This window comes from Kitasatospora sp. MAP5-34 (assembly GCF_029894335.1).
Classification (GTDB): domain Bacteria; phylum Actinomycetota; class Actinomycetes; order Streptomycetales; family Streptomycetaceae; genus Kitasatospora.
Genome location: NZ_JARXZC010000071.1, coordinates 1 through 12,723, shown reverse-complemented (window position 1 = coordinate 12,723; position 12,723 = coordinate 1). Strand labels below are relative to the sequence as shown.

At 68.2% G+C, this 12,723-nt stretch carries 13 protein-coding genes and 2 pseudogenes; 6 read left to right on the top strand and 9 right to left on the bottom strand.

What is annotated here, in order from left to right:
• A partial coding sequence (locus P3T29_RS31820) for a carboxyl transferase domain-containing protein (RefSeq protein WP_280720158.1) occupies positions 1 to 395 on the bottom strand: 395 nt, incomplete at its 3' end.
• 1,185 nt (positions 396 to 1,580) lie between these two features.
• Here P3T29_RS31820 and P3T29_RS31815 point away from each other — a divergent pair.
• Positions 1,581 to 1,935 (top strand): annotated as a pseudogene (locus P3T29_RS31815) (PEP/pyruvate-binding domain-containing protein); the annotation flags it as partial.
• A gap of 62 nt (positions 1,936 to 1,997) precedes the next feature.
• Here the strand turns inward: P3T29_RS31815 and P3T29_RS31810 are convergent.
• Positions 1,998 to 2,696, bottom strand: a complete 699-nt coding sequence (locus P3T29_RS31810) for an SDR family oxidoreductase (RefSeq protein ID WP_280720157.1) — start codon at positions 2,694 to 2,696, stop codon at positions 1,998 to 2,000.
• Positions 2,697 to 2,895: 199 nt separating this feature from the next.
• On the opposite strand from P3T29_RS31810, the pseudogene P3T29_RS31805 reads away from it, so the two are divergent.
• Both P3T29_RS31805 and P3T29_RS31800 read left to right on the top strand, forming a co-directional pair.
• A pseudogene (locus P3T29_RS31805) lies at positions 2,896 to 3,268 on the top strand (PEP-utilizing enzyme); the annotation flags it as partial.
• A gap of 372 nt (positions 3,269 to 3,640) precedes the next feature.
• On the top strand, positions 3,641 to 4,189 hold the full coding sequence (locus P3T29_RS31800; protein WP_280720156.1) for a GNAT family N-acetyltransferase: 549 nt from the start codon (positions 3,641 to 3,643) through the stop codon (positions 4,187 to 4,189).
• A gap of 248 nt (positions 4,190 to 4,437) precedes the next feature.
• Here P3T29_RS31800 and P3T29_RS31795 read toward each other — a convergent pair whose 3' ends face one another.
• The 4 genes from P3T29_RS31795 to P3T29_RS31780 form a co-directional block, all read right to left on the bottom strand.
• Positions 4,438 to 5,058, bottom strand: a complete 621-nt coding sequence (locus P3T29_RS31795) for a hypothetical protein (protein ID WP_280720155.1) — start codon at positions 5,056 to 5,058, stop codon at positions 4,438 to 4,440.
• 238 nt (positions 5,059 to 5,296) lie between these two features.
• Positions 5,297 to 5,902 (bottom strand): response regulator transcription factor, encoded by a 606-nt coding sequence (locus tag P3T29_RS31790; RefSeq protein ID WP_280720159.1) that lies wholly within the window; start codon positions 5,900 to 5,902, stop codon positions 5,297 to 5,299.
• 279 nt (positions 5,903 to 6,181) lie between these two features.
• Positions 6,182 to 6,928, bottom strand: a complete 747-nt coding sequence (locus tag P3T29_RS31785; protein WP_280720154.1) for an ABC transporter permease subunit — start codon at positions 6,926 to 6,928, stop codon at positions 6,182 to 6,184.
• Entirely contained in the window at positions 6,925 to 7,944 is a 1,020-nt protein-coding gene (locus P3T29_RS31780) for an ABC transporter ATP-binding protein (RefSeq protein ID WP_280720153.1), read from the bottom strand. The genes P3T29_RS31785 and P3T29_RS31780 overlap by 4 nt, the downstream gene beginning before the upstream one ends.
• A gap of 435 nt (positions 7,945 to 8,379) precedes the next feature.
• Between P3T29_RS31780 and P3T29_RS31775 the strand changes: the two genes are divergently transcribed.
• Complete coding sequence (locus P3T29_RS31775) at positions 8,380 to 9,072, top strand: hypothetical protein (RefSeq protein ID WP_280720152.1); 693 nt, start codon at positions 8,380 to 8,382, stop codon at positions 9,070 to 9,072.
• Positions 9,073 to 9,259: 187 nt separating this feature from the next.
• Here P3T29_RS31775 and P3T29_RS31770 read toward each other — a convergent pair whose 3' ends face one another.
• Positions 9,260 to 9,748, bottom strand: a complete 489-nt coding sequence (locus P3T29_RS31770; protein WP_280720151.1) for a GNAT family N-acetyltransferase — start codon at positions 9,746 to 9,748, stop codon at positions 9,260 to 9,262.
• 237 nt (positions 9,749 to 9,985) lie between these two features.
• Here P3T29_RS31770 and P3T29_RS31765 point away from each other — a divergent pair, with 237 nt between their 5' ends.
• Positions 9,986 to 10,384, top strand: coding sequence for a DUF4440 domain-containing protein (locus tag P3T29_RS31765; protein ID WP_280720150.1), 399 nt, complete (start codon positions 9,986 to 9,988; stop codon positions 10,382 to 10,384).
• A 7-nt stretch (positions 10,385 to 10,391) separates the two neighbouring features.
• Here P3T29_RS31765 and P3T29_RS31760 read toward each other — a convergent pair whose 3' ends face one another.
• On the bottom strand, positions 10,392 to 10,859 hold the full coding sequence (locus P3T29_RS31760; protein ID WP_280720149.1) for a GNAT family N-acetyltransferase: 468 nt from the start codon (positions 10,857 to 10,859) through the stop codon (positions 10,392 to 10,394).
• Positions 10,860 to 11,082: 223 nt separating this feature from the next.
• A complete protein-coding gene (locus P3T29_RS31755; RefSeq protein ID WP_280720148.1) occupies positions 11,083 to 11,964 on the bottom strand; it encodes an alpha/beta fold hydrolase in 882 nt (293 codons plus the stop codon).
• 54 nt (positions 11,965 to 12,018) lie between these two features.
• On the opposite strand from P3T29_RS31755, the gene P3T29_RS31750 reads away from it, so the two are divergent.
• Positions 12,019 to 12,624: a TetR family transcriptional regulator C-terminal domain-containing protein gene (locus P3T29_RS31750; RefSeq protein ID WP_280720147.1), complete on the top strand. Its 606-nt coding sequence runs from the start codon at positions 12,019 to 12,021 to the stop codon at positions 12,622 to 12,624.
• Positions 12,625 to 12,723: the final 99 nt, after the last annotated feature.

The window sequence follows — 12,723 nt, the reverse complement described above, 5'->3', positions numbered from 1 at the left end:
CCGGCCCCGTCGTTCAGCGACACCAGCGGCGCACCCGCCGCGATCGCCATGTCCATGATCTTGTGGATCTTCTGCGCGTGCGCCTCACCCAGCGCCCCGCCGAAGATCCGGAAGTCGTGCGCGTACGTGAAAACCGTCCGGCCGTGCACCGTGCCCCACCCGACGATCACACCATCGGTGTACGGCTTCTTCGCCTCCAGACCGAACCCCGTCGCACGGTGGCGCCGCAGCGGCTCGATCTCCCGGAACGAACCCTCGTCCAACAGCAGACCGATCCGCTCACGGGCCGTCAACTTGCCCTTGGCGTGCTGCGCTTCGGTGGCCTTCTCGCTGGGACCCAACCGGACCCGCTTCCGCAAATCATGCAACTCCGCGACTCGGTCCACTTCCGTCATGGTCTCCTCCTCCAACCACACGACACACGCGGCACCCCGACAGCCCACCCACCACCACCAACAACCAGACGGGCGGACGGCTGCGGTCACGGTGAAGCAACCCCCTCGCAGGAAACCACAGACCAACTAGAGACCCCCCACCCCCGCCCCCGCACCACGCAGCACAGGAACACCCCGACAAAAACCCGCGCAGCACAGGAGCCCCCCACCAGCCACACCGGCACACCCGACCCAGGACGGACCACGAGGGCAGTACCGGGCAGGGCCGTGCCGGGCGGTCAGACCCGGACGGGGCCGGCCAGGACCGGCACCACCACCGGCGCGGGCAGCGCGCCGGACGGGCTGCACGGGGGTGCACGGGCTGCACGGCCAGAACCGCCTGGCGCAGGCACCCCACCCGCAGCGAAGGCTTGATACGGTCGATCCAGCCGATCACAGTCCGCGCCGCCGACTCACCCGGCAACTGAACATGCCGCCCCAGCAAGAACCCACCCCGGCGAAGACCCACCCCGGCGAAGACCTGGCTGGCTTTAATCACGAGTCGTGACGTCAGTTGTTCACGAGTTTGGGAGTCACCCCGAACCACGGATGGGTGATGTTCACGAGTTTTGACGTCACTGGGATACTTGCCCGAGCAGCATCGGGGGGGCTCCTGGTGAATGGCCCTGGTAATGCCGCAGATGTCGAAGGTCGAGCTGTACGCCGCGATCCGGCGTGACCGCTGCGGTGGCATGAAGCTGAGGGAGATCGAGCACAAGTACAACGTCTCGTAACAAACGATCAGGAAGGCCGTGGAATCGGTCTGGCCGGAGCCGCGGAAGAAGCTCCCACCACGACCGACTGATATCTTCGCGGGTCAAGCGGAATCATCCTCGCGCTGGCCGAGCAGCTGAGCTGAGAAAAGCCGAGAAAAGTAATCCCCTCTCGGCCGGCCGATTTGAAGTACGGCGGCCGTCAAGCACCCTTTTAGCGAGTTTGACCCAGTACTCGCGTGGCGCGACGACCTCCGGGAGCTGGCGGCACGATCGATGTTCGGGCCTTGCCGACAGGGGAAAGGACTTCTGGTTTCCGTGGCTGCGTCCGTAGGCCGATGGGACAGCCGCCTGGGCCAACGACGTGTACCCGTACGCGGCATGCCACCGCTGCGCGAGATCTTGCCAGTCCCGTTGGACGACAAAAGGCAAGATTGACCAGTACGTGTTGGATCTTCAAGAGGTCGACGGGAGGCAGGTCGCGGTCGTTCGCGGCAAGGGCGCGCACCTGGGCGTGCTGTTGCGCATCGGAGGTATCCAGGTGCCGGGTGGCTTCTGCGTGACGACGGACGCCTTCTGGCGGATCATGGCGCAAGCGCCGTCGATCGACGATCGGCTCGATCAGTTGTCGCGCTTGACTCACTTTGATAAAGAGGGAGACAACCGGGAGGCGATCCGCACGCTCAGCGCGCAGATTCGTCGGACCATCGAAGGGATTGCCATCCCGGGGCGATCTCGCGGCGGCGATCACCCGCGCGCTCGCCCGGCTCGGCGGGCAGGCCGCCTACTACTCCAGTCGTAGGCGGCCTGATGCTGCTCATGCGCCCCGTCGCCCGCAACGCGATCGAGATCAGTTGACCTGGCCGGCGGGCCGCATAACGAGGTGGTTGATGTCCACGCCTTCGGGTTGATTGACGGCGAACAGGATCGCCTCGGCGACCTGCTCGGCGGTCAGTGTCGGCACCGCTGCGGGTGATCCACCGCGCTCGTCCCAGAATGGGGTGTCCACAACCCCTGGGGCGACAAGAGTGACGCCGACGCGGTCCTTGGCCACCAGGAGTCGGACGTTCTCGGCCAGGGCGTGCGCGGCCCACTTGGTGACGGAGTACAGGTTGCCGGGCGTGTTCCTGGTGCCCGCGACCGAACCGACGATCACGATCCGGCCCTTGGACTTCCTCAGGTGTGGCAGTGTCTCGCGTACCAGCAGAGCCGGGCCGAGGACGTTGGTGAGAACCATGGCACGCATGGCCGCAGGGTCGTGGTCCTCCAGCGTGCCGGGCAGGGAGAACCCGGCGTTCGCGATCACCGTGTCCAATCGGCCCCACAAGCCCACGACTTGACGCACGGCAGCGGCGACATGGCTCTCGTCGCTGGCGTCACCGGTGATGGTCAGCAGCCGCTCGCCCGCTCCGGTGGAGGTGGCGAACGCGGCCAGGCGATCGGCATCGCGGCCGGTGATCGCCACGCGGTGGCCTTGCTTGAGCAGGACACGGGCAGTGGCCGCACCGATCCCGCTCGAACCGCCGGTGATCAACGTGACGGGTTCCATGGCACGGCCTCCTTGGTGACGGCGGCATCGGCGATGCGCCAGGCTCCAGGTGTCGATGAACACTGAGTTGGCGGACGCAGGCTACCCGATAATCATGATGTTGTGACGCAACACGAAGATCGGGCGGCCTGCGCCGCAAGTGTCGATCCCGGGCTGATGGAAACAGTATTCGCTGAACTCGCCGCAAGCCTGGCGCCGGTCTTCCACTGGTGAGGCCGTCACCGGGGCGTACCGGCGCGACGACGTGCCGGCCGGTGCCCTGGTCGGCCTGCCGGTTTCCGCCGGGACCGTCGAGGGAAGGGCCCGCGTCATCCTTGACATGGCAAAGGCCGATCTCGAAGCGGGCGACATCCTGGTCACGACCTTCACGGACCCCCAGCTGGTCGCCGCTGTTCGTCGCAGTCGCGGGCCTGGTGACAGAGGTGGGCGGCCTGATGACCCATGGCGCAGTGATCGCCCGGGAGTACGGCCTGCCGGCCGTCGTGGGCGTGGAGCAGGCCACCGGGCTGATCCGCGACGGGCAGCGGATCCGTGTGCACGGAACCGACGGGTACGTCGAGATCCTGCCTTGACCGACCACACCGAGAAGCCCCATCCGTGGCTTTCGACCGAACAACGCCAAGCAGGTGATGACCACCCCACGACCGCCGCCCGCAACCCGCACACGCACACGCACCCGCACCCGCACCCGCACCCGCACCCGCGGACGCGCGGACGCGCGGACGCGACACCAGGCAGAGCAGGACCGGCAGTGACCTGAACCGGGCCGGACGCCGACGCCCAGCGCGTCCTCGTCGCCGGTGCCACCGAATGGCAGAGCCGGTCCGCTGGGCACAGTTCCGGGTCGGCGGACCCGTCGACCCGGAACTGGATCACCCGTCAGAGGCGTCCCCCTCTGCGGCACCGTCTCCTGGTGCCGCTGCCGTCGAGAGGAATTGTCCGCCATGACCGAGCTCGGACCCGTCGTCTGGCCACCTGCCCCGATCAGGACCGAGCGGCTCGTGCTCCGCGAGTCCGAGGCCCGGGACCGTGCGGCGGTCATCGAGCTGTTCACCTCGCCGGAGGTGAACGCCTACCTGGGTGGCCCCCGGGCGCGTGACGAGCTCGAGCGCACGGTGCCCGAGGTGCCCGGGCGGCGCCCCGGCCTTTTCGTGGTCGAGGTCGACGGAGCGATGATCGGCACCATCGAGCTCAACCGGCGTGACGCGGAGCATCGCGGTCAGGTCCGTCCGCATGCCGGGGAGGCCGAACTCGGCTACCTGTTCCTGCCAGAGGCTTGGGGACGCGGGTACGCCACCGAGGCGTGCGCGGCGGCGCTCGGCTGGTTCGCCGACGCGCGTCCCGGCGCGCCGGTGGTGCTCTGCACCCAGACCGCCAACGACCGCTCGATGCGCCTCGCGGCGAAGCTGGGCTTCACCGAGGTGCAACGCTTCGAGGAGTGGGGCGCCGAACAGTGGTTCGGCGTGTGGTCCCCGCCCGCGCCGTCCGATTGAGCTCGTGCCCGGCCGCGCGGATGAACGAGGCCTCCGGCCGGTCACCGGCCGAGGCTTCGCCGCTCGACGTCGTCGAGCGCGCACCCCTGGCGCCAGCGGCCGACGCCCTGGCGAGCAGAGATCCGCGAGCACGCGCTACAAGCTGCAGCCTTCTGACCAGCCGACATGACAACGTTCGCTCCGGTCATCGAGCTACTGCCGACCACTGAACTTCCAGGAGCGATCGGCAGGGCGGCCGTCAATGACGATCAATCAACCAACTGACGGCCCTGCCTGAAGAAGGCCAGCACGCCGTCCACGCCGCCGAGCTCGCGGACCGTGGCCACCGCGCCGAACGGCGCGTTCCAGTACTTCCCCTGCTGCCGGGTGTGCGGGCCGACATAGGCGTACGGCTCCGCCTGGAAGTCGTCGCCCGGGGAGACTCCGTAGTTGACTGCGTCCACGGTGACGCCGATGTCGAAGTGCTCGGGCCAGATGGTCGGATCCGCCCCGGGAAACATCCGGCGAAGTGCGGCATCGCCGACCGCGAAACCTTGCGCGATCCAGTGCGCAGGCTGCGGATCGGCTTCGATCACGTCCTCGGGGCCGACACCGGATCCGCCTTGGTAGAGCCCGGCGGGCGCACCGGCCGTGACCCCGATCGCGGCCGCCAGCGCGGCGCAGGTGGTCCGCTCCAGGAAGAGGCGCTGCCCGGACGCCACCAGATCCGCACCGACGACCTGCCCGTGCGGCTCGGCCCGGGTCGCGAAGCCTCCGAGGGAGGGGCGCAGCCTGATCGTGCCACTGGTTCGGAACTGCGGGCCGGCCAGGACCAGCTCCGCGACCGCGTGCAGGGCGCGGCGGGTACGTACAAGCGATTCGATGTCCATGACGGCATGCTCTCCCACAGTGGCGCCCGGCTCCCGTACCCGGCGCGTTTCGCACACTCACACGCCACAGCAACCGGTCCACACTCCACGGTCAGGTCCAGGACTTCGGCACAGCGGGCGAGGCACTGCTCGGCGCACGTATTCTCAGCGCCGCCGTCATGGTCTTCGTCATCCTCGCGCTGCCCAGCCGGCGCCTGGCCGCCGGACCGGTACAGCGAGCCCGGCAGGCCGGGCGGCTTCAGACCCACCCCGCCTCACGAGCAATCCGCACCGCATCAAGGCGATTGCGCGCATTCAACTTCACCACCGCCGACGTCAGATAATTCCGCACCGTCCCCACCGACAAGAACAACCGACCCGCTATTTCACCCACCTCCGCCCCATCCGCCGCCTGCCGCAGAACCTCCGTCTCCCGATCCGTCAACGGATTGTCACCACTCTCCCAAGCCGCCACCATCAACTCCGGATCCACCACCCGCTCCCCCTGCGCCACCCGCCTGATCGCCTGAGCCAACTCCCGAGGCGGCGCATCCTTCAGCAGAAACCCCCGCACCCCACACGCCAACGCCCGACGAAACGTCCCCGGCCGCCCCAAACTCGTCAAGATCAACGTCCGACACCCTGGCAACACCACATGCAACTCCGCCGCCGCTGTCAAACCGTCAACCCCCGGCAAATCAATATCAATCACCGCCACATCCGGCACGCACTCCAACGCCACCGGAACAATCTCATCACCGTTCGCAAGCTCCGCAACTACCTCGATATCCCCCTCCAACCCCAACAACGCCACCAGCGCACCACGCACCATATGCATATCCTCAGCCAACAAGACCCGCACCACCACGGCCACAACCCCCCAGAACACCCACACACCAGGACAACTCGAACACCCCGCCACACAACCCCCCGAATGCTACTCCCCACACCCGACAACCAACCCCACCGAGCACACAACAGACCGTTCTTGACGAACCGTCAGCTTCCGTCGGGCTTCGGAGCGACAATCCGAAATTGATCATTAATCAGGCAGAGCCGCCGAGGAGGAAGGCCAACCCACGGCTGGCCCAGAGTCAGATCGGTGGGAACTTCCACGTCGGCGCACGTCTGTGCGCGGGGCCGGTCACGTCACCCTGTTGGCACCGGTTCCGGTGATCAGGCGCTCCCGGTCGAAGAGCTTCGAGACGAGCAGGTAGGCGGCGCCGTCGATCACCAGGAGAGCACCGGCCAGCGAGAGGGCGATCGTCAGCGTCGGCGTGATCACCTGGAAGGACATCAGCGCGATCAGGGCGAACGGTGGCAGGCTGGCCAGTGTGCTCAGTTGCTGGGCGACGCGGTTGTCGCCGGCCTTGGTGGAGATGGCCAGGCCGACCCAGATCGACCAGGCGGCCAGCAGCGGAACGTAGAACACCTCCGCGATCAGTTGCGGAGCGTGCCACACGGCCGAGGCGACCACCGGATCGGCGCCGATGGCCACCACCGCCAGGAAGATGCCGAAGACCAGGTACGCCAGGCCGACAGCGGGGACGAGGTTCGCCACCGCCTTGCCGATCAGGAGCTCCTCGCGGCGGATCGGTGTGGTCAGCATCGGCTCAAGCGTTCCCTGGTCCCGCTCGCCGATCACCGAGTACGCGGCGATCGTGGACGGGAGGAAGACCGGGATCAGCAGCAGGATCATCAGCGACAGGCCGATGTGATTGTCCAGCTTCGTGCCCGACACGGAGGCCTTGGTCGCGAGAATGGTGGCGGTGGGCGAGATGAGGAAGAGGACCGGGAAGACCGCCATCGTGGCGAGGATGAAGCGGCTGCGTCGGAACTCGGTGAACTCCTTGCGGACGACGGCGCCGATGCGGGCCTTGCTGGTGCTCATCGGGATCGGCCTTCCTGGTCTTCGACCAGCTCGAGGTAGACGTCCTCCAGCGAGTGCCGCGCTTCGGTGATCGACAGCACGTCGGCACCGGCCGCGACCAAGGCCCGGGTCACCTCGGGCGCCGCTCGGACGGGATCGGACACCGTCAGCACATAGCCGGCCGTACTACCGGCCGACAGCTCGTCGGCTCGCCACCCCTGGACGGCAGGCAGGCCCGTGAAGACCCGAGCGGGGTCGCCAAGCGGTGCGGCGGTCGTGACGGCGATCGATCTGCTGAAGAGCGTGTGGCGGAGTTCGTCGGGCCGGCCGATGGTCCGCAGCCTGGTGTTCAGGATGGCGACCCGGTCGCACAGGCGTTCCGCCTCGTCGAGCCGGTGGGTGGTGATGAAGACGGTGACGCCGCGCTGCCGCAGCGTGTTAATCAGGCCGTGCACCTCGTGCGCCGCCACGGGGTCCAGACCCGAGGTCGGCTCGTCGAGGAACATCACCTCCGGGTCGTTGAGCAACGTACGGGCCAGGGCGACCCGCTGGCGCAGCCCCTTGGACAGACTCCCGCAGATGTCCTGCGCACGGTCACCGAGGCCGACCACGTCCAGGGCCTCCTTCATCCGGGCCTGACGGTCCGGCAGGCCGTACAGGCGCGCGAAGAACTCCAGGTTCTCGGTCACCGTCAGCCGCCGGTACAGCCCCGGGGCCTCCGGCATGATCGAGATGCGCCGGCGGATCTCCGCCTCGTTGGCCCGGATCAGCGGGATACCGGCCACCACCGCCGACCCGGCTGTCGGAGCGATCAGCGTTCCCAGGATCCGCACGGTCGTCGTCTTGCCCGCCCCGTTGGGGCCCAGGAACCCGAACACCTCACCGCGCGCGACACTGAACGACACGTCCTCGACGGCGGTCCGACGACCGAACTCCTTGGTCAGCCCGCTGACTTCAATCGCCGCAGCCCCAACCGTGGCCCGCTGCCCTGACCCGGCCCCACTGCCACTGGACGGCGACCCGCCTGGCCAGCTCATTCGGGCCCTCCTCCCGCTGCGAAGCACCGGCACCGACGCACCGCTGTCTCCCATGCATCTATCACAGTGACATCACTTCTCATGCTCCGCCGCCCCGGCGCCGACGGCAGTCATCGCAACCTCGGGCAACCGTGCACCCGGCCGCGTCGATCGCGACTCCCCACCATCCCGGTGGCGCAGTGGTGGCACAGTCCGGAACCCAACTGGCCTCCATGGCTCCCGGGTTCGGCAGTCAACCGGTCCTGTACCAGGCGCGAACCGGTCACCAACCCGCCCGGAGATGCTGGTGACCACCGTCCCGGCGACGGCGGGGCCGCACCTCGACCGAGGAGGGCGACGCATGCACCTGGCCGAACTCGTCGGGCCCGGTACTCCGGCCGTCCCAACGGACCCGCGCCGCTTCCCAGTTCCGTTGTTCTCTCGAAAGGGACCACCATGACCGTGCTCAACCGCCTCGTCGGCTCAGCACTTGCAGCCGGAGCGCTCCTCCTCTCAGGTGTCACTCCGGCGTCCGCGCAGGCGCCCACCGCTCCAAAGGCCGTCAGCACGCCGTCCTCCGCGGTCTACTCCGGCTCCTCGACGTACGAGTACAACGATGGCGTCGCGTTCCAGGACGCCTCGGCCAACGCCTACCGGACGGCCGTCGCCGCAGGCTTCGCGCCGAGCAACTGCCGGCAGAGCGGGGAGCAGGACATGGCTGTCCGCCCCTTCCAGTGGACAATGTGGCTTTCCACCGTCGAGGTCCAGTGCACGACCACATCGATACCCGGCACCGTCGACCTCGTCCGGTACGTCAGCAGCATGGACCACCTCAGCACCACCGTGGCCGCCCCCTTCGGCTACACGCGGGAGTTCAGCCTCGGGCACCTCGACAACAGCCAGGCTGCCGGCACCATCCCGCTCTACACGTGCAGCTACCAGGGAACCAGCTTCACCTCCGCGAACGTCCACTGCGAGGGCCAGCCGGTGTTCGTCCAGTTCCTCGGGTACGCCTACTTCACGCCGCCGGCCGGCGTCTCGACCCGGCCGCTGATGCGCTGCACCTACAACTCCCAGCACTTCGACTCCAACGACCCGAACTGCGAGGGCCAGCACATTGACGGCGTCCTCGGTTACACCCTGAACTAGAGGTCTGCCACACGGCCGGGCGGGTCAGATCCAACTCTGACCCGCCCGGCGCCGACCCGTGATCGTCACCGAGTGGATCATCCGGACCCGACTGGGCGTAGACGAGCTGCTCCCCGCCGCGCAGGACCGGCGAACTCGCCGCCGTCCGCATGAAGTCGTGTCCGGGCCACCCGACTTCCGCCGCGACTCAGAGGGCGCGGTACATGACGTACAGCCCGACGTAACCCTCCGTCGGATGCCGGAAGCCCTCCGGCACTGTGCCCAACACCTCGAAGCCGAGGGACCGGTAGAGCTTCACCGCGTGCACGTTCGTCTCGACGACAGCATTGAACTGCATCGCCCGGAATCCCGCAGCCCGTGCCCACTCCACCGTGTACTCGCACAGCGCCCTGCCGACGCCCCGCCCGGAGTGCGCCGGGTCGACCAGATAGCTGGCGCTCGCGATGTGCGAGCCGTTGCCCAGCTGGTTGTTGTTCATCTTCGCCGTGCCCACGACCGTTCCAGCGTCATCGACGGCAACGACCGTACGGTTCGGGGCCGGTAGCAGCCACCGGTCGCGGCCCTGCTCCTCGCTGAGATCGACCGGATAGGTGAAGGTCTCGCCCGCCGCCATGATCTCCTGGAAGAAGGGCCAGATGGCGGGCCAGTCACCGGTGTTGGCTTCCCTGATCAGCATCCGGACAGGATGCCGGAAAGGCCGCAGGGCCGCCAAGGCTTTTCACGCCCGGGGCGGGTTCACCGTTCGCGACGGTGCGCGCGCCGCTGTGCACAACGACGGAGCAGCGGAGCACAGCGGCGCACGGCGGAGCGCGGCGGGCCTTGGGCCAACTCGTCGGGCACGGCTGCGGCGACCGCACCGGAGCTTGCCGAAATCCGACGATGCCCGGTGCCCGTCCGGTGTTACTGTCGCGCCATGTCCAAGACCGAGATCGACATGGTGACCGCCGAGTTCTTCGGCGCCTTTGACAACCGGGGCGGCAAGGCTCCCGACCTGGCCCGGCTCCGCCGGCTGGTGCTTCCGGGTGGCGTGATCGTCATGACCGGCCCGCAGTTCACGGTCTACACCGTGGACGAGTTCATCGAGCCCCGCCGACGGCTGCTGACCGACGGTCGGCTGGTCGAGTTCTCCGAGTGGGAGACCACCGAACGGACCGAGATCGCGGGCGACATCGCGTCGCGCTTCGGCGAGTACCGCAAGTCCGGGATCCTGAACGGTGAGCCGTTCGAGGGAGGGGGGACCAAGACCATCCAGTTCGTCCGCACCTCGGAGGGGTGGCGGATCGCAGCCTTCGCCTGGTACGACCAGCCTTAGACCGGCCTCAGGCGCCCGGGGCCCATCCCAGCGTGAGGTCGGGCAGGTTCTCCATGTTGCCGCTGCCGTCGTCGGTGGCGAGGACGGTGAAGCCGTGGCGCTGGTAGAACGCGCGGGCCTCGGTGTTCTGCTCGAACACCTGCAGGCGCAGGCCGCCGGGACTGTTGCGCTTGACCTCGTCGAGGAGCAGCGTGCCGACGCCCTGGCGGCGGACGTCGGGGAGCAGATAGAGGTATTCGAGTACGTCGCTCTCAAGGCCCGCGTAGCCGAGGACCTCCGTGCCGCGCACCGCGACCCAGGTCCGGCACTCCTCGAGCAGGACCTCTGCGGCCCAACGGGTCACCTGCTCGTGGTTGCGCTTCTGCGGGGGCAGGTACGGCATGGTCGCGGCTCGCGAACTCATGTGGATGTGGGCGATGGCGGCGGCGTCGGCCGGGGTCGCGAGTCGTAGCTCGACGGTGTCAGTATGGTTCACCGCGCGAATCTACCCGGCCCGCCGGGCAGTGGGCCAGCTCATTTCCGTTGGGACTCAAATGGTCATAAGGACGCCGTTGATAGGGTTTCTGACAGGTCATATCGTACTGACGGTGACTCAGGAAGATCAGCACACGGGGGGAGCCGGACCACACCGCTGGCTGGATGATCTCAACTCCCGCCGAGCCGCGCTCGGGTGACCATGCGGGGCGGGTCCGGTGGGGCTACCATCCGGTCGCGTTGAGGATGCGTTCGGCCACCAGGGCCGGTCGGTCCGTCGGCAACGCGTGGCCCGCGCCGGGCACGATCTCCACCCGAGCGGAGGGCACGAGTCTGCCGAGTCGTTCGGAGACCTGGCGAGAGTCGTGCATGGCGCTGCGCGCGCCGAGCAGGAACAGCGAAGGGACGCTCAGCCGCCGCAGTTCCTGGTCGGAGAAGATCGGGGGCACCGGCAGCGCACGGCGGAATCCCATCGATGCGCGCATCAGCCGCATCAGTTCGCCCTCCAGGATCGTGCCGTTGTTGACCAGGCGGGCCAGGCCGGGGCGGAGCGGGCGCGGCGCTGTCGCGGCCAGCCCGCCGGCGATCACCCAGCCGTAGAACCTCGGGCCGATCCCGGCGAAGCCCGCAGGATCCACCAGGGTGAGGGCGGCGGTCCGGCCGGGGCGGTGGATCTGGTGGTTGAGCGCCAGCCAGCCCCCGTAGGAACAGCCGACGACCTGGGCCGCCGTCACCTCCAGCGCGGCCAGCAGTTCCTCCAGCCAGGCCGCGCCGTCCCGGCCGTCGCCGATCGGCGCTGTCTGTACGCTCGCGCCCGGCTCGCCGATCGTGTCCACGGCGACGACCGTACGGTGCCGGGCCAGCCCGTCGATGTACCGGTGCCACATCAGCGAGTTCCCGCCCGCTCCCGGCAGCAGCACGATCGGCTCGCTGCTCTGCGGTCCACTTCCGCTTCCGGTTCCGGTTCGGTAGACGCGGGTGGTCCCGAAGGAGGTCGGGATGTCCAGCGCCGTACGCGGCCCCGGCCACAGTTCCGTCAGAGTCCGCTCGTAGGCGACGCTGAAGCGGTCTCTGGCCTTGTCGTTCTTGAACTCGCCGATTCTCATGATACATGTGTATCACGGCATGATACGTACGTACCAGAAGAGGAGGGTCACATCATGGCCGCGCGGGTCGATCACGAGGAACGCAGAAGACAGATCGCCGAGGCGCTGCTGCGCATCGCCGACACCCAGGGCCTGCAGTCGGCCAGCATGCGGGCGGTCGCCGCCGAGGCCGGCGTCTCCCTGCGACTGGTGCAGTACTACTTCACTACCAAGGAGGCGCTCCTGCTGGACGCGCTGGCCAGGCTCGGCACCCAACTCCAGGCCCGCATGGGCGAATGGATCAGCGCGGCGGGCTCCCCGCCCACGCCACGCGGCCTGGTCACCGCAGTCCTGTCGAGCATCCTGCCGACCGATCCGGAAAGCCGCCGGATCACCAGAACGTACGCTGCGTACTACACGCTGGTGCTCAGCGATCCCGCGCTGGTGGAGAAGCACGGAACGCCCCAGCCCGACCTGCTGGAGAGCTTTCTCGCGAAGCAGCTCCGTGCGGCGCAGCAGACCGGGGAGATCGACCCCGGCAAGGACCCCGAGATGACCGCCGCCGGACTGCTGGCCATGGTCAACGGCCTGGGCTCAAGCGTGTTGGGCGGCCAGCGCGCCGGCGACGCCGCGCTGGCGATCCTCACCCATCACTTGGACGAGCTGTTCCGGTCGCCTTGAGCGTCAGGGGTGTTGCAAAGTCCGGTGATCTTGTAGGTGTGCTGGTCAGGCGATGCCGAGAAGGTCGAGCGGGCGGCTGAAGGGCTCGTAGGAGGCGCG